The following is an 18504-nucleotide window of genomic DNA, read 5'->3' on the forward strand; positions in this document are numbered from 1 at the left end:
GGCGGAGGCATGGCGCCAACATCATGAAAATCATCATTTTCGGACAATCCATCAGCTCCTCCTGGGGCAACGGGCACGCCACCTTGTGGCGGGGGCTGATCAAGGCTTTGGCGCGGCGGGGCAACCGCGTCGTCTTCCTGGAGCGCGACACGCCCGAGCGGGCGCAGCACCGCGACCTGTGGGAGGTGCCCGGCGGCGAGCTTCTGCTCTACGGGCGTTGGGAGGAAGTAGCGGCGGCGGCGCAGCGCCACGCCGACGAGGCGGACGTCGCGATGGTGACCTCCGGTTGTCCGGACGGGGCTGCGGCCTCCCACCTCGTGCTGGGATCGAAGGCGCAACGCACGGTCTATTACGACCTCGACACGCACATCACCCTGTCCCGCTCCGAAACGGGGGAACGGCCGGCCTATCTGCCGCCGGACGGTCTGGGCGGGTTCGACACCGTGTTGAGCAGCACCGGCGGGGAAGCGCTCGAGGCGCTGAAGACTGAACTGGGCGCCCGGTACGTGGCGCCGCTCTACGCCTGGGTCGATCCTGACCTGCACCGGCCCGTCGACGCGGTGCCGCGCTATCTCGGCGATCTCTGCCATCTCGGCGCCTGGGTCGAGGACCGGCGGGCGGCGCTGGAGGCGCTGTTCCTCGAGCCGGCCCGGCGGTTGGGCCGGCGGCGCTTCGTCTTGGCCGGCGGCGGCTACCCGGACGACGCGTCCTGGGGCGCCAACATCCGGCGCGTCGAACATCTGCCTCCGGCGGAGCACGCGGCCTTCTTCCGCTCGTCCACCCTGACGCTGAACGTGACCCGGCGGTCCCTGAAGGCGATGGGCTGGTGCCCGTCGGTCCGGCTGTTCGAGGCGGCGGCCTGCGGCGTTCCGGTGATTTCCGACGCGTGGGAGGGGCTCGGCGCCTTCTTCGAACCGGGGCGCGACATCCTGGTCGCGCGGGAGACCGACGACGTGACCACGGCGCTGATGCTGCCGCGCGGCCATCTCGCCACCCTGGCCCAGCGCGCGCGGTCGCGCGTTCTGGAGGAGCACACGGCGGAGCGGCGCGTGCGGGAGTTGCGCTCCATTCTCGACATCAAGGGGGGCGGCGATGATTGATCCGACGTCGCCCGGTTGCCCGGGCCGCCTCTGTTGGAAGTAAGCCGCCCTGGGCGTCCTGGCCGTCCGGTCGGGTTCCCGGTTCCGAGGTCGGCAGCCCGGTGCAGGACGGCTATCCCTTCCGCGAGTCGATCCACTTCCAATACCCCGGTTACCGGAAGCCCTTTTTCGTAGAAAACAAAGAGGGGGCAATGGCAACAGGGCTGTCCCGATTCCGGCTTTTCCCCAGATCATCAAGGCGTCGGAAAGAAGAGCGAGCGTCAGACAATAAGTTTCAATGAATAACACCACAGGGACATGGGATGAACGAAGCGGTGAAGCGTAGGAACGGATCGGCGGGAGAACCTCATCCGAGCGTCGGCGTCCTGTCGGGCCTCCGTTTTGCGGAGGCGGCTCAATGGCATTGACCATCCTCACCGTGGCGTCGCCCTTCGCCCCGGTCGGCGCCGATCCGGAGAGCGACGGCACGGCGGAGCAGGTGGCCGGCGCCATCGACGCCGCCCTGGTCCGTGCCGGGCACCGCTCGGTCGTCATCGCTCCGGAGAATTCGGCGGTGGCGGGAACGCTGATTCCCCTGGCGCGCGTCCATGGCGGCGCGCATGGGCAGGCCCCGGACGAGCGGGCGCAGGCGGCCGTTCTGAGGCGCGTCGCCACCGTGGTCGCCGGGGCGGTGGAAGACCACGCGCCGGATCTCGTCCACATCCATGTCCGGGACTTCGACGTCCTGCTGCCGCCGCAGGACGTGCCGGTCCTGGCGACCCTCTACCAGCCGCTCGACCGTTACCGGCCGGAGGCCCTGGCGTTCCGGCGGGCGAACCTGCATCTCCAGCCGGTGTCCGCGGCGCAGGTGCGCGGCGCCTCGTCGGCGCTGTCCCTGCTGCCGCCGCTGGAGATCGGGGTGGCGGTGGACCGCCTGCACATCCGCGTGCCGAAACGCCGCTTCGCCGTCTGCCTGGGCGACATCGAGCCGGAGATGGGCTTCCACATCGCGCTGGACGCGGCGCGGCAGATCGACATGCAGCTTCTCCTCTGCGGCGGGCTGTCCCGCAACGCGGAGGACCAGCGCTATCTCCAGGAGGAGATCCGGCCGCGGCTGGACCCCAAGCGCCGCTTCCTCGGGCGGATCGGCTTCGGGCGCAAGCGCTGGATGCTCGGGGCGGCGCGCTGCCTGCTGGCGCCCAGCCTGATGTCGGAGCCGACGCCCGTTGCGGCGCTGGAGGCGCTGGCCTGCGGCACGCCGGTGGTGGCCTTCCCGACCGGCGCTCTGGCCGACCTTGTGGAGCCGGGCGTCACCGGCTTCCTGGTCAAGGACGCCGAGGAGATGGCCCGCGCCATCGAGGACTGCGAGGGCTTGGACCCCGACGCCTGCCGCGCCGTCGCCCGCGCCCGTTACTCGCTGGACGGCATGACGGAACGCTATCTGACGCGGTTCGAGGAGCTGGTGGCCGGAGGGGCGACGGCGGCGGGTGCGGGGATGGCGTAGCCCCGCCACCTGTTCCTAGGGCGCGGCGCCGTAGAGCTTCGCCATCGCCACATGGTCGGTCAGCCGTCCGTCGATCAGGCTGTGGCGGCGGGCCACCGCCTCCTCCCGGAAGCCGTGCTTGGCGTAGAAGCGCCGGGCGCGGCCGTTGTGGCCGAACACCCAGAGCGACAGCCGGTGCAGCCGCCGCGCCCGCACCCAGAGGTCCGCCGCGGCGATCAGGCGCCCACCGACGCCCGACGCCCAGAAGTCCCGGCGCACCGCCAGCCCCAGGCCGGCTTCATGGGCGGTTCGGGCGTAGGCGCCGGTCCACAGCGACAGGGACCCGGCGATGGTGCCGTCCACGACGGCCAGCAGGGTCGCCGCCCGGTCGCCGATCCTCTGTTCGGCGAGGAAGCGCCGGGCCGCCGCGACGTCGGGCAGGGATTCGGCGGCGCTGCGCATCAGGAAATGGGTCTCGCTGCGCACCGCGCGGTCGTAGGCGAGGTAGGCGGCGGCGTCCGCGGGCAGGGCGGGGCGGATCTCCAGCCGCCCGATCCGCGCCGGGGGCGGCGCGTCCACGATCGGGTCGGGCGTCAGGTCGGGCCATTCGGGAACATGCTCCGCCCCGATGAGCTTGCCCATCAGCCGCTCGCTGCGCCACGCGCCGTTGACGCGCAGCGCGTCGCGCATCAACCCCTCGTCGAGGAAGCCGAGCCGGTCATAAAGAGAGAGGGCGCGGCCGTTGCTCTCGGCCACGGTCAGTTCCAGCCGGTGCGCGCCGGTGCGCCGCGCCCAGCACTCCGCCGCGGCGAACAGCGCGGTGGCGACGCCGCGCCCGTTCCAGTCGCGCCGCACCCCGACCGCCAGGGTCACCGCGCCGCGGTTGCGGCGGAACCGTCCGCCATGGGCGCTGAGATAGCCGACGAGCTCCGCGGGGCGGCTCCCCACGGTCTCGGCGACGAAGATCGTGGAATTGCCCAGCGCCTGGAAGGCGGCGAGATCGCGTCCCCAGAAGGGCCGCTCGCCGGGCTCGCGCAGCAGGAAATCGCTTTCGGCGTCGATCCGCGCGACCAGGGCCAGCAGGGCATGGCGCTCGCCGGGCCGGGCTTCGCGGATGGCGACGCCGCCGATGGTCTGGCCGCCGATGGTCTTGATGTCCCGCATGGCGCGCAGCCTAGGCCCGCCCGCGGGCGATGGCAAAGCGGTTGTTGCCTTGCGGCCGGCGCGGCTATCGTCGCGCCATTGTCGAGACCTGGAGTTGCCATGCCCACCGTGTCCGTCCGTCCGGCCGTCGAGGCCGATTGCCCGACCATCCTCCGCTTCGTCCGGGAACTGGCCGCGTTCGAAAACGAGCCCCACGCCGTGAAGGCGAGCGAGGCGGACTTCCGGCGCGACGGCTGGGGCGAGCGTCCGGTGTTCGAGGCGCTGATCGCCGAGCTGGACGGGGAGCCCGTCGGCTTCGCGCTGTGCTTTCGCAACTATTCGACCTGGGAAGGGCGGGCCGGCCTGTTCGTGGAGGATCTCTACGTCACTCCGGAGGCGCGGCGCTACGGCGTGGGCCGCAAGCTGCTGGCGACGGTGGCCAGACTGGCGGCCGAGCGGGGCTGCCGCCGTGTCGACCTGAATGTGCTGCACTGGAACCCGGCGCGCGATTTCTATCTGCGCATCGGCTTCAAACAGATGGAGGAGTGGCTTCCCTACCGTCTCACCGGCGATGCGATCGCGGCACTGGCCGCGCAGGCGGATGAGGCTTGAGGGAACGTCGGTATCTGACTGTTCCGGTGGGCTGACGGTCGGGGCTTGTCGATGGCCCCGACCTCATCGCCACCACGCTGTACTTACGCCTTGGTCCTGCGGGACCCTCAGGCGGCCTTGGCCGGCATCGCGGCGTTCAGCAGGTCCAGGTAGCCGGACCGCTCCTCGCGCAGGGTGGACAGCAGGTCGGCAAGGCTTTCGCGGACGAAGGGGTCGTTCTGGCCGTCGATCCGGTTCAGCGCCAGCTGGATGAACTCATCGACCAGGGCGATGTGAACGCGAGAGGACGAGGTAATCTGTTCGGTGGTGGTGGCGATCAGCATTTTAAAACTCCGTTTTGTCTTGTGTGTTCGTGATGTCTCTATTTGGCCATGTCCCGGTTAACGACTTACTAACGGGGGTTCCGCCGGGCTGGTGTCTTGAGGGGTAATCCCGCAACCGACAAATATAGGGTGCTTTTACCCGTTTGGATTAATACTTTTCTTTAGGCGCGCCGGTGCGGTTTTGGCGCTGTGAGACTTTTCAAGGACTTCCGGCAAAGGTCATAGCGGCCGGAGCGGCCTAGGCGGGATGGGGCGGAGCCTCAACGGCGGCGTCCGCAAGCCTTAAACCGCTGCGGCGGGGCGTTAACAGGCCGCCCCGCCGGGCGGAGTACATCCTTTGCGGGAGCCCGGCATGCCGGGCGTAACCCCTTACGCGGCGCGCGGCAACCGGCCAGCGGCGTGATCCATGCGGTCGGCGCGCTCCAGCGCCTGGGCGACCAGATCGTCGAACAAATCGTTGACCAGGGCCGACAGGCGCACCGGCGCGCCACCGAGCTGCGGCCCTTCCATCAGCAGGGAGCCTTCCTCGCCGGGGCCGATCACGCGCCAGCCCTGCGCCGTCATCTCGGCGACGCGGGTCTTGGCAATCAGGGCGCGGACATGGTCCAGGGCGACGTCGCTCATTCGAATCTCCCAGGGCTGTAGGAGGATGGCCGGGCCGGACGGCTGGGCCGTTCACGCAGAAACGGTAACGCAGGAAGCGGAACGCAACAAGAACAAATTCGGCCGGACCCTCGCCCAAAGGGCATTCCGCGCGGATTCCCCTTGCCCGGCGGCCGATTCGGGAAAAAATGCCCTGACCGGACCGATGTTCGAACCGACGAGGACCTGACCATGACCGGTAAGACCGGGATGCGCACCGAGACCGACAGCTTCGGACCGATCGAGGTTGCCGCCGACCGTTACTGGGGCGCCCAGACGCAGCGCTCGCTGCGCAACTTCCGCATCGGCGGGGAGCGCATGCCGCCGGCGCTGGTGCGCGCGCTCGGCATCCAGAAGAAGGCGTCGGCACTCGCCAACATGGCGCTGGAGGTGCTCGACCCCCGGCTGGGCCGCGCCATCGTCGAGGCGGCGGAGGAGGTGATCGACGGCACGCTGGCCGATCATTTCCCGCTGGTGGTCTGGCAGACCGGCTCCGGCACCCAGACCAACATGAACGCCAACGAGGTCATCTCCAACCGCGCCATCGAGGCGCTGGGCGGCGAGATGGGGTCGAAGAAGCCGGTCCACCCCAACGACCACGTCAACATGGGACAGTCGTCCAACGACAGCTTCCCCACCGCCATGCACATCGCCGCGGCCGAGCAGATCCACCACGAGCTTCTGCCGGCGCTGGAGCACCTGCACGCGGCGCTGGCGGCGAAGGCGGCGGAGTTCGCCGACATCGTGAAGATCGGGCGCACCCATCTCCAGGACGCCACGCCGCTGACCCTGGGGCAGGAGTTCTCCGGCTACGCCACCCAGATCGCCTACGGGATCGAGCGGGTGAAGGCGTCGCTGCCGCAGCTCTACCGGCTGGCCCAGGGCGGCACGGCGGTGGGCACCGGCCTGAACGCCAAGACCGGCTTCGCCGAAGCCTTCGCCGAGGAGGTGGCGTCCATCACCGGGCTGCCCTTCGTCACGGCCGAGAACAAGTTCGAGGCGCTGGCGACCCACGACGCGCTGGTCGACGCCCACGGCAGCCTGAACACGCTGGCGGTGTCGCTGATGAAGATCGCCAACGACATCCGCCTGCTCGGCTCCGGCCCGCGCTGCGGCATCGGGGAGATCGCGCTGCCGGAGAACGAGCCCGGCTCCTCCATCATGCCCGGCAAGGTGAACCCCACCCAGTCGGAGGCGATGACCATGGTCTGCGCCCAGGTGATGGGCAACCAGACCACCGTCAGCATCGCCGGCGCCACCGGCCATTTCGAGCTGAACGTCTTCAAGCCGGTGATCGCCTACAACGTGCTGCAGTCGATCCGGCTGCTGGCCGACGCCTGCAACAGCTTCACCGACAACGCGGTCGTCGGCATCGAGGCGAACCGCGAGCGCATCGGACAGCTGCTGAACGAGAGCCTGATGCTGGTGACCGCGCTGAACCCGCACATCGGCTACGACAACGCGGCGAAGATCGCCAAGAAGGCGCACAAGGAGGGAACGACCCTGAAACAGGCCGGCGTGGCGCTGGGCCTGCTGACCGAGGAGCAGTTCGATCAGTGGGTGAAGCCGGACACCATGGTCAAGCCCCGGTGACCGGGGCCGCGCGCCGTCGATGAAAAAGCGCTCCGTCCTCATCGCCGGGCACCCGACCAGCGTCTCCCTGGAAGAGGAATTCTGGGAGGCGCTGAAGGGCCTCGCGCAGGCGCGGGGCATGTCGGTCAACGCGCTGATCGAGGAGATCGATTCGACCCGCAGCGGCAACCTGTCGAGCGCGATCCGCGTCTTCGTGCTGAACGCGGTACAGGGGCGGGGGTAAGGGACAGGGTAGGGGCTCCCTCTCCCGCCGGGGCGCCCTGGACAGGCGGCGGGGGGACGGCTACACCCTTGCGCCGGACCGTCCCCTTCCCCTCGCGCCAGAGTGTCCGCCCGTGACGCCCGACATCACCTTCCTCGACACCGTCGCCTTCCTGTGGTTCCTCGCCTGCTGGGCGGGCTTCACGCTGATCCAGGACCACATGCTGGGCGGGCGCATGGTCGTCAACCAGCATCTGAAGAAGGTGCGACGCCATTGGATGGAGCGGATGCTGGAGCGCGACAACCGCATCATGGACTCGCAGCTCGTCGGCCACACCATGCAGAGCTGCACCTTCTTCGCCAGCACGAACATGCTGGTGCTGGCCGGTCTGGTCGGCGCCTTCGGCGCGGTGGAGAACGCCCACAAGCTGGTCGGCACGCTGTCCTTCACGGTGCCGACCAGCCGCGAGTTCTTCGAGCTGAAGATGCTGCTGCTCGTGGCGATCTTCACCTTCGGCTTCTTCAAGTTCACCTGGGCGCTGCGCCAGTACAATTACTGCTGCGCCCTGATCGGCTCCGCCCCGCTGCCTCCGGTGCCGGCGGAAGAGAAGACGGCCATGGCGGACAGCATCGCCGCGGCCATGACGCTGGCCGTCAAGGCGCTGAACGGCGGCATGCGCGCCTATTACTTTGCCATGGCGGCGCTGGCCTGGATGCTCGGCCCCTGGTTCTTCATGGTGTCCACCGCGGCGGTCATCGTCGTCCTGACCCGCCGGCAGGGCTTCTCCGCGACGGAGAAGGTCATCCGCGTACAGGCGGATGCGTTGGAGAAACGCAAACGGCCATGATGCACGGTTTTGGCGAGAAATAGGTTAAAATGTTCTAAATCTGCGACGTTATGGCCAATACGCTGCAGCGCAAATTAATGCTTTTGTCATAGCCGCCTGATGAACGCGTGCGTTGCAGCACGCCATGATCGAGGGGGTTGGCCATGGACATCGACACAGCGGTATCGGTCTTGAATTCGCTGGACGAGGCGGAGCGGCTCCTGGCGGAAGTCCGGCTGCATCCGGGGGCCTGCGGCGCCGCCAAGGAGTTCATGGACCGCAACCGCGAGCTGCTCGATCAGGCGCGCCACTTCATCGACGCCGCGCACGAACTGGGCTGACCCCGGTCCGGTTCGGGCGCGCCTCAGCCTTTCCTGAGGACCTTGCCGCCCGTGCCGGCCATCTTCGCCCAATCCTTGGCGAAATAGGCGAAATCGCGGGATGGGCGGCTGTAGAGGTAGCCCTGCGCCAGCGGCACCCCCAGTTCCGTCAGAAGCTGCGCGTGCTCCGGCCCTTCCACCTGCTCCCCGATCAGTCCGAGGCCGAGCTGGCCGCAGACGTCGACGATGGAGCGCAGCATCGCCATGTCGCGCCCGCTGTGCACGGCGCCGCGCACGAAATGCCCGTCGATCTTGGCGAAATCCGCCTGGAGGCCGTAGAGCGACTGGAAGGAGGTCGACCCGGCCCCGACGTCGTCCAGGCAGATGCGGAAGCCGGCGGCGCGCAGCTTCTGCAGGACCTCGTTCAGCTTGGCGATGTCGGTGACGACGACCGTCTCGGTCACTTCGAGCAGAAGCTTGCGGGCCAGATCGCCGTAGGGCTCGGTCACCGCCAGGAACTGGCGCAGGAAGATCGGGCTCATCAGCGTCTTGGCGGACAGGTTGATCGCCACGTCCGGCAGGGTCGGTTCCTTGCGGTGGGCGTGCATGGTGTCCAGCACCGACTGCGTCAGCAGCAGATCGAAGTCGTAGATCAGCCCGACATCCTCGGCGAAGGTGATGAAGTCCGCCGGTGACGGCATGCCCTCCACCCGGGTCAGCGCCTCGAGATGGTGGACGGTCCGCGTCCCGATGTCGACGATGGGCTGGTAGACGACGAAGAAGTCGCGCTTCTCTATGGTCGCGCGCAGCCGGCCGATGCGGTCCACCGCGTCGGACAGCATGCGCTTGGCCCCATCCTCCAGGCTGGAGATGGTGAACTCGCCGCCCTGGGCCGACGCGAAGGCCTGCACGGTGTAGACCAGAGCGCGCGCGGCGTCGGCGGGATCCAGCCGCTCGTCCGACACGTCCAGCGACCAGGTGCGGATGCCGCCGGGCAGTTCGCCGCCGGCGCTCTGGATGATCTGGGTGATGTGGGCCTGCACCTCCTGCCCGTCGATGTCGGAGGCGTGGACGATGCCGTAGCGGTCGGTGGCCAGTTGCCCGGCGCTGTCGCCGTTGGCGGAGATCGCCCGAAGATAGGCCTCGATCCCCTGCATCACCTCGCTCGCCGCCCCTTCCGGCAGGGCGTCGACCATCGACTGGAGCCCGTCGATCAGCAGCAGGGTCAAGGCGTTGTCCAGCCCCTTCTCCCGCGCCTTGAGGATGCGGTCCTCCAGGATGTGGCTGAAGGCGTTGCCGTCGAGAAGCTGGCCGGCCGCGGCCAGCGCCTCGTTGGTGTTGCGCGGGCCGGAGGCCAGCAGGACGGTCAGGAACAGCGAGCCGGGGCAGGAATCGAGCCGGCAGCCGCCGAGCAGCGCCGGAAAGCGGTTGCCGTCGCAGCCCTGGAAGACCACGCGCGCCGGCTTGATGCGGCCCTTGTCCTGGATGCGCTTGAACAGGACCGTGACGTACTTGCGGTCGTTGGGCGCGACGACGTCGAGCAGGTTGCTGCCGACCAGCCCTCCCACGTCGCCTTCGGTCAGGCGGCAGCGCGCCCCGGCGCTGAACAGGATGGTGCCCTTCGCATCGGTCTCGATCAGCAGATCCGCCGCGGCGAAGGCGAAGCCGACGAAGCGGTCGCGCTCGCGGTGCGACGGGCGCCGGACCTGCGTGCTGGTCTGCGGCACCGGGCGTCTGATCGAGTCATGCGCAAGCTGCATCGGCAATGGTCCGAAATTGAGAAAAAGTTTATCGAATTGCGTCATTCATTCAATGGAGACTAGCCGTGTTCCCGTTCTGAAAAAAGCGGCAAGATTTGCCCCGCCGTTCCGAACAAAAAATCGGAACGTAGAATTTTCAATGATTTAAAGAGAAATATGGTTTTGAGCCGCGCCGGATTATCGCACCCGTCGCGCGAAAAAAAGGAAAGCGGGCCGTTCCCGCACAGGAAACGGCCCGCCGTGACGCTCAAACGGGGGGAATCGACCGGGACGGTCAGGCGCGCGGACGGAGCCGGGTCACATGGCCCATCTTGCGGCCCGGGCGGGATTCCGCCTTGCCGTAGAGGTGCAGGCGGGCGCCGGGCTCCCCCATCAGATCCGGCCAGCGGTCCGCGTCGGCGCCGATCAAATTCTCCATCTCGGCGTCCGCCACCCGCTCCACCGAGCCGAGCGGCAGGCCGCAGACGGCGCGGACGAGCTGCTCGAACTGGCAGGAATGGCAGGCGTCCATGGTCCAGTGGCCGGAGTTGTGCGGGCGCGGCGCCATCTCGTTGACCAGCACGCCGCCGTCCGGCGTCACGAACATTTCCACCGCCAGCACGCCGACGAGGTCCAGCGCCTCGGCGATGCGGTGGGCGACCCGCTCGGCCTCCGCGGCCGTCGCCGCCGGGACGCGGGCCGGGGCGATGGTCTTGTCGAGGATGCCGTCCTTGTGCCGGTTCTCCACGGCGGGGTAGGCGGCCATGCGGCCGTCCAGCCCGCGGGCGACGATCACCGACACCTCGCAGGTGAAGGAGACGAAGCCCTCCACGATGCCGGCGTCGGAGCCGATGGCCGCCCAGGCCTCCGCCGGGTCGCTGCCCGGCTCGATCCGCGCCTGCCCCTTGCCGTCATAGCCGAGGCGGGTGGATTTCAGGATGCAGCGCGGGCCGATCTCCGCCACCGCCGTCGCCACCTCGTCGGCGCTGCGGGCGGCGCGCCAGGGGGCGGTGCCGATGCCCAGCGCGTTGACGAAGGACTTCTCCTCCACCCGGTCCTGGGCGACCGACAGCACGGGGCCGCCGGGGTGGACGGGGGTGAAGCGGTTCAGATGCTCGACCACGGCGACCGGGACGTTCTCCCACTCCAGGGTCACCACGTCGACGGAGCGGGCGAAGGCCTCCAGCGCGTCGAGGTCGTCCCAGCCGGCGGAGGTGACGGCCGCCGCGACCTGGGCGCCGGGGCTGCCCTGCGATCCCGGCGCGTAGACGTGCGTCTTGTAGCCCAGACGGGCGGCGGCGAGCGCGGTCATGCGGCCGAGCTGCCCGTCGCCGAGCATGCCGATGGTCGAGCCGGGCGGAAGGATGCGGTGCGCCATGGTTCAGGCGGGCTCGTCGACGGGGGCTTCGGCGACGGCGGCCGTCTGGCGGGCGCGCCAGGCGTCCAGCGCCTCGGCGACGGCCGGGTCCATCAGGGCGATGACCGAACCGGCGAGCAACGCTGCGTTGATCGCGCCGGCCTTGCCGATGGCAAGGGTGCCGACCGGAACGCCGCCGGGCATCTGGACGATCGACAGCAGGCTGTCCATGCCCTTCAGCGCGTGGCTTTCCACCGGGACGCCGAAGACGGGCAGGGGGGTCATGGAGGCGGCCATGCCCGGCAGGTGGGCGGCGCCGCCGGCCCCGGCGATGACCACCTTCAGGCCGCGCTCGCGGGCGGTGGTGGCGTACTCGACCAGACGCTGCGGGGTGCGGTGGGCGGAGACGATCCGGACCTCGTGCGGGACGCCGAGCGCGGTCAGCGTCTCGGCGGCGTGCTTCATGGTGGTCCAGTCCGACTGGCTGCCCATGATGATGCCGACCAGCGGCTTGCGGTCGGTGGTGGCGGCGATGGATGCGGACACGGCGCGCGCTTTCCTCTAGGTCCGGAAAGCGGCGCATTATAGAAAGCGCGCACGCGGAGTCCAGCGCGACGCGATGCGTCGGGCCATGTACCCCGCCGAAAACCCGTCTCAGGCGATGATGTCGGGCAGCATGCGGCTTTCCAGGACCATGATCTGGTCCTTGAGCGCGAGTTTGCGCTTCTTCAGACGTTGCATCTGAAGCTGGTCGAACGGCGCACGTTCGTGCAGTCGGGCGATCACGTCGTCGAGGTCGCGATGCTCGCTGCGAAGCGTGGCCAGTTTTTCCTTCAGCATCTCTTGTTCGTTCATACGCGCGGGGCCCGCTGGCTGAGCGGCGGGGACTATACCAGATTTCCGGCGCAACGGCAGTGCGAAACCACGCATTCTTCGCAGGGTTATAATCCGGTCGCCGGAATGTAATATACTCGGAGGACCAGAACCATTGCGGTGGAGCAACGTTCTGGTATGACTACCTTTCGCAGCGGTTCCAGACGACACGGGACAGTCATCCATGACAGCAGGCAAGCGCATCGGCATTCTCACCAGCGGCGGCGACTGCGCCGGGCTGAACGCGGTCATCCGCGCGGTGGTCCACCGGGCCGTCCTGACCTACGGCTGGCAGGTCCTGGGCATCAAGGAAGGCACCCAGGGGTTGCTGCAGCGTCCGGTGCAGTATCAGGTGCTCGACCTGCCGCAGGTCGACGGCAACATGATGCGCATGGGCGGCACGATCCTCGGCACGACCAACCGCGGCGACCCCTTCGCCTACCCGATGGCCGACGGCACCCAGAAGGACCGGTCGGACGAGATCATCGGCGGCTACCGCGAGCTGGGGCTGGACGCGCTGATCGGCATCGGCGGCGACGGCAGCTTTGCCATCCTGAAGAAGCTGGCCGACAAGGGCGGCTTCCAGATGGTCGGCATCCCCAAGACCATCGACAACGATCTCGGCCTGACCGAGGTGTCGGTCGGCTACGACACCGCCGTCGGCGTGGCGGTCGAGGCGCTCGACCGGCTCCAGCCGACCGCGGCCAGCCACGCCCGCGTCATGGTGCTGGAGGTGATGGGCCGCGACGCCGGCCACATCGCGCTGGCCGCGGGCATCGCCGGCGGCGCCGACGTGGTGCTGATCCCCGAGATCGCCTATTCCATCGAGAAGATCGCCCAGAAGATCAAGCAGGTGCGCTCGACCGGCCGCAACTTCGCGCTGGTCGTGGTGTCGGAGGCGGTGAAGACCGTGGACGGCACCGGCGTGCAGAAGCTGTTCCAGGGCGGCCAGAAGCGCTACGGCGGCATCGGCGACTACATCGGCGAGAAGATCGCCGAGGCGACGGGGGCGGAGACCCGCGTCACCGTCCTCGGCCACGTCCAGCGCGGCAGCATGCCCAGCCCGCGCGACCGTCTGGTCGCCTCGGCCTTCGGCGTGCACGCCGTGGACCTGATCGCGGAGGGCAAGTTCGACCGCATGGTCGCCTGGTCGGACCGCGGCGTCATCGACGTGCCGATCACCGAGGCCATCGCCAAATACGCTTGCGTGGAGCTGGACGGCGCCATGGTCAAGACGGCCCGCGGCCTGGGCATCAGCCTGGGCGATTGAGCGGGAACTCCAGGGAGGCAGGCGCGGCGATGTCGGAAAACCCGCTCTGGGACTTCTCGCTCGCCGTCTACGGGCGGCCCGGCGTGCCCGCCGCCTGCCTCGACCTCCAGGACCGGCTCGGCCAGGACGTGAATGTCCTGTTGTTCGCCGCCTGGGCGGGCATGGCCTGCAACGCCGACCTGCCGGCGGAGGAACTGGCGCGGATCGACTCCGCGGTCGCGCCCTGGCGGGACGAGGTGGTCCGCCCGCTGCGCACCGTCCGCCGCCGGGCGAAGGGCGAGGACGACGCCCTCTACAAGCGCCTGAAGGCGGCGGAGCTGGAGGCGGAGCGCGTCCAGCAGGACCGCCTCTTCGCCCTGTCTGGGCTCACCCCCGCGCCGGGCGGCGGCATCGCGCCGGCCGCGGCCAACCTCTACCGGCTGGTGCCGGAGGGTGACCCGGCGGTGATGGCTCTGCTGGCGGCGCTCGACACGCCGCCGGAGCCCTGAGGGCGACCGGCGCGGTGACCACGCGGCCCGTCCTCGCCTCCTCCCGGTTGATCCTGCGTCCCTGGCGTGACGGCGACGGCGAGACCTTCCACGCGCTGTCGCAGAACCCTGCGGTGATGGAGCATCTGCTGCCGCTTCCCGACCGGGCGGCCAGCGACGCGGTGATCCGGCGCATCGGCGAGCATTTCGACCGGCACGGCTTCGGCTTCTGGGCGGTGGAGCGGCCCGGCCACGGCCCCTTCATCGGTTTCGTCGGGCTGGCCCGCGTGACGTGGGAGGCGCCGTTTGCCCCTGCGGTGGAGGTGGGCTGGCGGCTCGACCCCGCCCATTGGGGGCAGGGGCTGGCAACCGAGGCCGCCAAGCTGGCGCTGGCCCACGGGTTCGGTGCGGTCGGGCTGGACGAGATCGTGGCCTTCACCGTACCGGCGAACCGGCGGTCGCAGCGGGTCATGGAGCGGCTGGGGATGGAGCGCGACGCGGCGGCCGACTTCGACCACCCGCGGGTTCCCGACGGGCATCGCCTGAAGCGGCACGTCCTCTACCGGATCGGGCGCGACCGCTGGCGGAGCGGGATCGGTGCCGGTGTCAGCGGACCAGGATGAGGCTGTTGCGGTCGCCCGTCTCGTCGGACACCAGGAACGGCTTGCCGACATAGAAGGCCTGGCAGCGCTTGCCGCCGGACAGGCGGGTCAGCCCGGCTTCCCACTCCTGCCCGCGCGGCCCGAGGATGCGCAGTTTCAACTGGTCGAGCAGCGGGTAGATCTGATAGCCCTCGAGGTCCAGCGGCTCTCCCTTCGCGGAGAAGGCCTCCTGGTTCAGGGTGAGCGTCTTGCCGTTGAGGTCCAGCTTGACGTCCTGCGCCCACGGGCATCCGCCGCCGGCGGGCTTCTCGTTGGCCGCGGCGGGCGTTGCGGTCAGGATCGCCGGGACCAGGGCGCAGGTCAGCGCAAGGGCACAGACGTTCAAGGTGCTTGTCATCGACGGAATGCTTTTCATAAGCGGGAAGCGGTTCTCGCGCTGAATACCCCGGTATGTCCCAGGGCATGGGTGCAGAATAAGTTTTGCAAAAGTGAAATGCAACGCGGGGCTTCTCGTGGGTGGGTTGCGGGAACGGCAGGACTTGTGACCAATGCGTCAGCGGACCTGTCCGGTCCTTCGGCTTCCGGTACCCCTTCCATCATCAGGCGCGTCCCATGGCGACGATCATCGAGGCCCTTCTGGCCGCCATCGACCATCACCAGTCGGGCCGTCTGGCCGAAGCGGCGACGCTCTACGGGCGAATTCTGGAGGCCGATCCGGAGCAGCCCGACGCCGCCCAGTTCCTGGGCGTGCTGCACGCGCAGACCGGGCGTCCGGCCGACGGGGCGCGGCTGCTGCGCCGGGCGCTGGCTCTGCGTCCCGACTCGGCGGGCGGGCACTCCAACCTCGCCGGGGCGCGTCAGACCATGGGCGACGCGGCCGGGGCGGAGGCTGGCTACGCCCGCGCCCTGAGGCTGGACCCGCTGCTTGCCGACGCCCACGCCAGCCGGGCCGCCGCGTTGCGCAACCTGAACCGGGTGCCGGAGGCCGCCCGTTCGGCGCAACGGGCGCTGGCGCTGCTCCCGGCCTCGGCGGATGCCCTGGTGAATCTCGCCGAAACGGCGCTCGCCGGTCGGCGGGGAGCGGAGGCGGAGCGGGCGGCCCGCCGCGCCGCCGTTGTGGCGCCGGGATCACCGGCGGCCCGGATGATGCTCGGCTCCGCCTGTGCCGCCCAGAAGCGCTGGGACGAGGCGGAGGCCGCCTACCGCGCGGCGCTGGACCGTGCCCCCGGCTATGGCGCGGCGTGGGGAAATCTCGGGTCGCTGCTCGCCGGGCTGGGCCGCTTCGAGGAGGCGCTGGCGGCCTTCGCCGCGGCCGAGGAGCGCGGCTTTTCCGGCCCGTCCCTGTGGTCGGCGCGCGGCAACGCGCGGCTCGCCATGGCCCGGCCGGTGGAGGCTCTGGCCGACTTCGACCGGCTGCTGGAGGTCCGCCCCGACGACGCCGGGATGCGCTGGAACCGCGGCTTCGCCCGGCTGCTGGCCGGGGATTGCGAGGGCGGCTGGCCGGAGTTCGACTGGCGCCGCCACGATGCGCGGGCGGAACCGCCCTGGCGCCGCTTCGCCCAGCCCACCTGGACCGGCGGCGACATCGCCGGGCGCACCATCCTGCTCTACGCCGAGCAGGGGTTGGGCGACACCCTGCAGTTCGTCCGCTACGTCCCGCTGGTGGCGGCGCGCGGGGCGCGGGTGATCCTGGAGGTGCAGCCGCCTTTGATGAGCGTTCTGTCTGGGCTGCCGGGGGTGGAGCGGCTGATCGCCCGCGGCGACCCGTTGCCGGACTTCGATCTGGAATGCCCGCTGATGAGCCTGCCGCGCGCCTTCGGCACCGCATTGGACACCGTGCCCGCCGCCGTTCCCTATCTGCGCCCCGACCAACAGCGCGCCGCCGCCTGGGGCGAGCGGCTGGCGGAGGGAAGGGGGCTGCGCGTCGGGCTGGTCTGGGCGGGCAACCCGCGCTTTCCCGGCGACGCGCTGCGCTCGCCCCGGCTGGCCGGGCTGCGGCCGGTGCTGGACGTGCCGGGCGTGCGCTTCTTCGGGCTGCAGAAGGGGCCGGGACGCGAGGATCTGGAGCGGGTGCCGATGCCCTCGACCTTCACCGACCTGGGACCGGACATCGCCGATTTCGCCGACACCGCGGCGGTCATGGCCAACCTCGACCTCGTGATCTCCTCCTGCACCGGGCCGGCCCATCTGGCCGGGGCGCTGGGGGTGCCGGTGTGGGTCGTGCTGCCGCTTTCGCCGGACTGGCGCTGGATGGTGGGGCGGGAGGACAGCCCCTGGTACCCCACCGCCCGCCTGTTCCGCCAGACGCGCGTCGGCGATTGGACGGAGGTGGCCGGGCGGGTCGCCGAGGCGTTGCGTGCCGCGGCTCTTACGACTTGAGGGTGATCGTCGTCTGGGTCATCTCGTCGGCGGTGGACACCAGCTTGGAGGCGGCGGAGTAGGTGCGCTGCGCCTGGATCAGCGTGGTGAACTGCTCCTCGATCTTGACGTTGGAGCCCTCGACGCTGGCCGTGTTCAGCGACGCCCCGACGGTCTTCGGCGCGCTGGTGCCGGTCTCGCTGGTCAGGTTGCCGAAGGAGTTCAGGCGGATGGCGCCGGAATTGGCGGTGGTCCGGAACATGGTGCCGGACACGCTTTCCAGGTCGGTCGGGTTGACCACCGTCGCGTCGGGGATGCGGTAGACGTAGCGCTGCTTGCCGCCCTGGAAGTTCGCGGCGACGAAGCCGTCGGCGGTGATCTCCGACCCCTGGTAGGTGCCGGCGCGGATGCCGTTGTTGCCCTGGACGATTCCCAGATCCATGCCGGCGATGGTGGTGATGGAGTTGCTCATCTTCCCGTATGAGCCGAGATCCAGCGTCGTCTGGGCGAAGTCGCCGCCGGGATTCAGGGTCAGGGCCACTTGGCCGCCGGTGGGTCCGCCGGTCAGGGTCCCGTTGCGGGCGAAGTTCAGCGTGCCGAGCGACTTCCAGGTGGTCGGGTCGTTCACGTTGCCGTCGCCCACCGGCTTGCCGTCGGCGCCGATGACCCCGGCGTTGAAGACCTGCCACGTCGAGGTGCCGTCCTCCGCCTGCCCGGTCTTCACGAAGCGCAGCGCCATCGCCCCGTCGGCACCGTTCTTGTCCACCATGTTCAGAACGACGCCGGTGGTGTTCGCCGTCGTGATCTGACCGGTCACCGGGGCTTGGTCGTAGGGCAGGTTGAGGTTCAGCGACGCCTGGGTCGAGGCCTCGCGGTAGTCCTGCAACCCGCTCAGCGAGACCGGGGTCATGCTGCTGAGGCTGCCGAAGGAGCCGGTGCCGCTGGCGGGATCGAGCTTGAAGCCCATCAGCGCCTTGCCGGCGCCGTTCACCAGACGGCCTTCCTTGTCGGGGGAGAAGTCGCCCGAGCGCGTCAGGAAGACCGTGTCGTCGCTCGTCTGGGGGGCGGTCGCGGTCGTACCGGTCTGGGCGTCCAGATCCTGGACGAGGAAGAAGCCGTTGCCGACGATGGCCGCGTTGGTGGTGACGCCCGTCTGGGTGATCGTGCCGCCGCTGTGGTCCAGCCGCTCGAAGGCGCGCACCCCGTTGCCGGGGTCCTTGTTGCCGGTGCGGTCGCTCAGAACGAAATCGGCGAACTGGGTTTCGGACGCCTTGAAGCCGGACGTGGAGGCGTTCGCGATGTTGTTCGAAATGGTGCCCAAGGCGCGGTTCTGCGCCGTCAGCCCGAGAACGCCATTGTTGAAGATCGTGGTGATGCCCATGGTCCGGCCGCCTTGTTCCCGTCCGTGCGCGTCCGCCGGAACGCGCCGAACATGGAAGTGCAACCGTCGTGCCAGAAAGCGGTCACCCGCTGAAACAACCCTCCCCGCGGCGGGGGGCGGACTTGCTCGGGCCGCGGGAAACAGGGGATGGGCAGAAATTTCCCGGCGGAAGCGGCTCCTCACCGTCCGCTGGGCAGCTTTCGCCCACCCGGCACCCTCAGTCGGCTAGCTTCA

20 protein-coding genes are annotated in these 18504 nt (G+C 69.5%); 11 read left to right on the forward strand and 9 right to left on the reverse strand.

Annotated elements, in window-relative coordinates:
• Positions 1-23: 23 nt before the first annotated feature.
• Both FBZ83_RS15255 and FBZ83_RS15260 read left to right on the forward strand, forming a co-directional pair.
• The gene (locus FBZ83_RS15255; RefSeq protein ID WP_145684347.1) at positions 24-1100 is read left to right on the forward strand and encodes a CgeB family protein; all 1077 of its coding nucleotides are present in this window, start codon (positions 24-26) and stop codon (positions 1098-1100) included.
• Between the two features lie 397 nt (positions 1101-1497).
• Complete coding sequence (locus FBZ83_RS15260) at positions 1498-2583, forward strand: glycosyltransferase (protein ID WP_145684349.1); 1086 nt, start codon at positions 1498-1500, stop codon at positions 2581-2583.
• A 15-nt stretch (positions 2584-2598) separates the two neighbouring features.
• On the opposite strand, the gene FBZ83_RS15265 is transcribed toward FBZ83_RS15260, so the two are convergent.
• Entirely contained in the window at positions 2599-3726 is a 1128-nt protein-coding gene (locus tag FBZ83_RS15265; RefSeq protein WP_145684351.1) for a GNAT family N-acetyltransferase, read from the reverse strand.
• Between the two features lie 99 nt (positions 3727-3825).
• On the opposite strand from FBZ83_RS15265, the gene FBZ83_RS15270 reads away from it, so the two are divergent.
• Positions 3826-4317: a GNAT family N-acetyltransferase gene (locus FBZ83_RS15270; protein WP_145684353.1), complete on the forward strand. Its 492-nt coding sequence runs from the start codon at positions 3826-3828 to the stop codon at positions 4315-4317.
• Positions 4318-4424: 107 nt separating this feature from the next.
• Here FBZ83_RS15270 and FBZ83_RS15275 read toward each other — a convergent pair whose 3' ends face one another.
• Both FBZ83_RS15275 and FBZ83_RS15280 read right to left on the reverse strand, forming a co-directional pair.
• On the reverse strand, positions 4425-4640 hold the full coding sequence (locus tag FBZ83_RS15275) for a hypothetical protein (protein ID WP_014239900.1): 216 nt from the start codon (positions 4638-4640) through the stop codon (positions 4425-4427).
• A 369-nt stretch (positions 4641-5009) separates the two neighbouring features.
• Positions 5010-5264, reverse strand: a complete 255-nt coding sequence (locus FBZ83_RS15280; RefSeq protein WP_145684355.1) for a hypothetical protein — start codon at positions 5262-5264, stop codon at positions 5010-5012.
• 210 nt (positions 5265-5474) lie between these two features.
• On the opposite strand from FBZ83_RS15280, the gene fumC reads away from it, so the two are divergent.
• From fumC to FBZ83_RS31460, 4 genes are all read left to right on the forward strand, one after another.
• Positions 5475-6875 (forward strand): class II fumarate hydratase, encoded by a 1401-nt coding sequence (fumC, locus tag FBZ83_RS15285; protein WP_145684358.1) that lies wholly within the window; start codon positions 5475-5477, stop codon positions 6873-6875.
• A gap of 19 nt (positions 6876-6894) precedes the next feature.
• On the forward strand, positions 6895-7098 hold the full coding sequence (locus tag FBZ83_RS15290; protein ID WP_109068052.1) for a ribbon-helix-helix domain-containing protein: 204 nt from the start codon (positions 6895-6897) through the stop codon (positions 7096-7098).
• Positions 7099-7210: 112 nt separating this feature from the next.
• On the forward strand, positions 7211-7924 hold the full coding sequence (locus tag FBZ83_RS15295) for a DUF599 domain-containing protein (RefSeq protein WP_145679551.1): 714 nt from the start codon (positions 7211-7213) through the stop codon (positions 7922-7924).
• A gap of 143 nt (positions 7925-8067) precedes the next feature.
• On the forward strand, positions 8068-8244 hold the full coding sequence (locus tag FBZ83_RS31460) for a hypothetical protein (protein ID WP_186466095.1): 177 nt from the start codon (positions 8068-8070) through the stop codon (positions 8242-8244).
• A gap of 23 nt (positions 8245-8267) precedes the next feature.
• Here FBZ83_RS31460 and FBZ83_RS15300 read toward each other — a convergent pair whose 3' ends face one another.
• The 4 genes from FBZ83_RS15300 to FBZ83_RS15315 all read right to left on the reverse strand — a co-directional run bounded on the left by FBZ83_RS15300 (position 8268) and on the right by FBZ83_RS15315 (position 12159).
• On the reverse strand, positions 8268-9983 hold the full coding sequence (locus tag FBZ83_RS15300) for an EAL domain-containing protein (RefSeq protein ID WP_211111388.1): 1716 nt from the start codon (positions 9981-9983) through the stop codon (positions 8268-8270).
• A 274-nt stretch (positions 9984-10257) separates the two neighbouring features.
• Positions 10258-11340, reverse strand: coding sequence for a 5-(carboxyamino)imidazole ribonucleotide synthase (locus tag FBZ83_RS15305; protein ID WP_145684360.1), 1083 nt, complete (start codon positions 11338-11340; stop codon positions 10258-10260).
• A gap of 3 nt (positions 11341-11343) precedes the next feature.
• Positions 11344-11811, reverse strand: coding sequence for a 5-(carboxyamino)imidazole ribonucleotide mutase (gene purE, locus FBZ83_RS15310; protein WP_051140162.1), 468 nt, complete (start codon positions 11809-11811; stop codon positions 11344-11346).
• Positions 11812-11973: 162 nt separating this feature from the next.
• Positions 11974-12159 (reverse strand): YdcH family protein, encoded by a 186-nt coding sequence (locus FBZ83_RS15315; protein ID WP_014239909.1) that lies wholly within the window; start codon positions 12157-12159, stop codon positions 11974-11976.
• A 217-nt stretch (positions 12160-12376) separates the two neighbouring features.
• Here FBZ83_RS15315 and FBZ83_RS15320 point away from each other — a divergent pair, with 217 nt between their 5' ends.
• From FBZ83_RS15320 to FBZ83_RS15330, 3 genes are read left to right on the forward strand one after another with little or no spacing between them, the layout of a single operon-like run.
• The gene (locus FBZ83_RS15320; protein WP_014239910.1) at positions 12377-13462 is read left to right on the forward strand and encodes an ATP-dependent 6-phosphofructokinase; all 1086 of its coding nucleotides are present in this window, start codon (positions 12377-12379) and stop codon (positions 13460-13462) included.
• 29 nt (positions 13463-13491) lie between these two features.
• Positions 13492-13950, forward strand: a complete 459-nt coding sequence (locus FBZ83_RS15325; protein WP_145684363.1) for a TIGR02444 family protein — start codon at positions 13492-13494, stop codon at positions 13948-13950.
• Between the two features lie 14 nt (positions 13951-13964).
• On the forward strand, positions 13965-14552 hold the full coding sequence (locus FBZ83_RS15330) for a GNAT family N-acetyltransferase (RefSeq protein ID WP_145684365.1): 588 nt from the start codon (positions 13965-13967) through the stop codon (positions 14550-14552).
• Here the strand turns inward: FBZ83_RS15330 and FBZ83_RS15335 are convergent.
• Positions 14536-14928, reverse strand: coding sequence for a hypothetical protein (locus FBZ83_RS15335; protein WP_145684367.1), 393 nt, complete (start codon positions 14926-14928; stop codon positions 14536-14538). The two genes, FBZ83_RS15330 and FBZ83_RS15335, sit on opposite strands and share 17 nt — an antisense overlap.
• Before the next feature lie 215 nt (positions 14929-15143).
• Here FBZ83_RS15335 and FBZ83_RS32345 point away from each other — a divergent pair, with 215 nt between their 5' ends.
• The gene (locus FBZ83_RS32345; RefSeq protein WP_145684370.1) at positions 15144-16910 is read left to right on the forward strand and encodes a tetratricopeptide repeat protein; all 1767 of its coding nucleotides are present in this window, start codon (positions 15144-15146) and stop codon (positions 16908-16910) included.
• On the opposite strand, the gene FBZ83_RS15345 is transcribed toward FBZ83_RS32345, so the two are convergent.
• Entirely contained in the window at positions 16900-18270 is a 1371-nt protein-coding gene (locus FBZ83_RS15345; RefSeq protein WP_145684372.1) for a flagellar hook-basal body complex protein, read from the reverse strand. The genes FBZ83_RS32345 and FBZ83_RS15345 overlap by 11 nt on opposite strands.
• Positions 18271-18504 lie beyond the last annotated feature (234 nt).

It is taken from the genome of Azospirillum brasilense, assembly GCF_007827815.1.
GTDB lineage: Bacteria > Pseudomonadota > Alphaproteobacteria > Azospirillales > Azospirillaceae > Azospirillum > Azospirillum brasilense_C.

Bases quoted from the DNA above. Each gene is read 5' to 3' on its own strand.
- FBZ83_RS15290 (WP_109068052.1), top strand. From the start codon at position 6,895: ATGAAAAAGCGCTCCGTCCTCATCGCCGGGCACCCGACCAGCGTCTCC.
- FBZ83_RS15335 (WP_145684367.1), bottom strand. From the start codon at position 14,928: ATGACAAGCACCTTGAACGTCTGTGCCCTTGCGCTGACCTGCGCCCTG.
- FBZ83_RS15345 (WP_145684372.1), bottom strand. From the start codon at position 18,270: ATGGGCATCACCACGATCTTCAACAATGGCGTTCTCGGGCTGACGGCG.
- FBZ83_RS15305 (WP_145684360.1), bottom strand. From the start codon at position 11,340: ATGGCGCACCGCATCCTTCCGCCCGGCTCGACCATCGGCATGCTCGGC.
- FBZ83_RS15270 (WP_145684353.1), top strand. From the start codon at position 3,826: ATGCCCACCGTGTCCGTCCGTCCGGCCGTCGAGGCCGATTGCCCGACC.
- FBZ83_RS15275 (WP_014239900.1), bottom strand. From the start codon at position 4,640: ATGCTGATCGCCACCACCACCGAACAGATTACCTCGTCCTCTCGCGTT.
- FBZ83_RS15255 (WP_145684347.1), top strand. From the start codon at position 24: ATGAAAATCATCATTTTCGGACAATCCATCAGCTCCTCCTGGGGCAAC.
- purE (WP_051140162.1), bottom strand. From the start codon at position 11,811: ATGGGCAGCCAGTCGGACTGGACCACCATGAAGCACGCCGCCGAGACG.
- FBZ83_RS15315 (WP_014239909.1), bottom strand. From the start codon at position 12,159: ATGCTGAAGGAAAAACTGGCCACGCTTCGCAGCGAGCATCGCGACCTC.
- FBZ83_RS15260 (WP_145684349.1), top strand. From the start codon at position 1,498: ATGGCATTGACCATCCTCACCGTGGCGTCGCCCTTCGCCCCGGTCGGC.
- fumC (WP_145684358.1), top strand. From the start codon at position 5,475: ATGACCGGTAAGACCGGGATGCGCACCGAGACCGACAGCTTCGGACCG.
- FBZ83_RS15280 (WP_145684355.1), bottom strand. From the start codon at position 5,264: ATGAGCGACGTCGCCCTGGACCATGTCCGCGCCCTGATTGCCAAGACC.
- FBZ83_RS15265 (WP_145684351.1), bottom strand. From the start codon at position 3,726: ATGCGGGACATCAAGACCATCGGCGGCCAGACCATCGGCGGCGTCGCC.
- FBZ83_RS32345 (WP_145684370.1), top strand. From the start codon at position 15,144: ATGGCGACGATCATCGAGGCCCTTCTGGCCGCCATCGACCATCACCAG.
- FBZ83_RS15300 (WP_211111388.1), bottom strand. From the start codon at position 9,983: ATGCAGCTTGCGCATGACTCGATCAGACGCCCGGTGCCGCAGACCAGC.
- FBZ83_RS15320 (WP_014239910.1), top strand. From the start codon at position 12,377: ATGACAGCAGGCAAGCGCATCGGCATTCTCACCAGCGGCGGCGACTGC.
- FBZ83_RS31460 (WP_186466095.1), top strand. From the start codon at position 8,068: ATGGACATCGACACAGCGGTATCGGTCTTGAATTCGCTGGACGAGGCG.
- FBZ83_RS15325 (WP_145684363.1), top strand. From the start codon at position 13,492: ATGTCGGAAAACCCGCTCTGGGACTTCTCGCTCGCCGTCTACGGGCGG.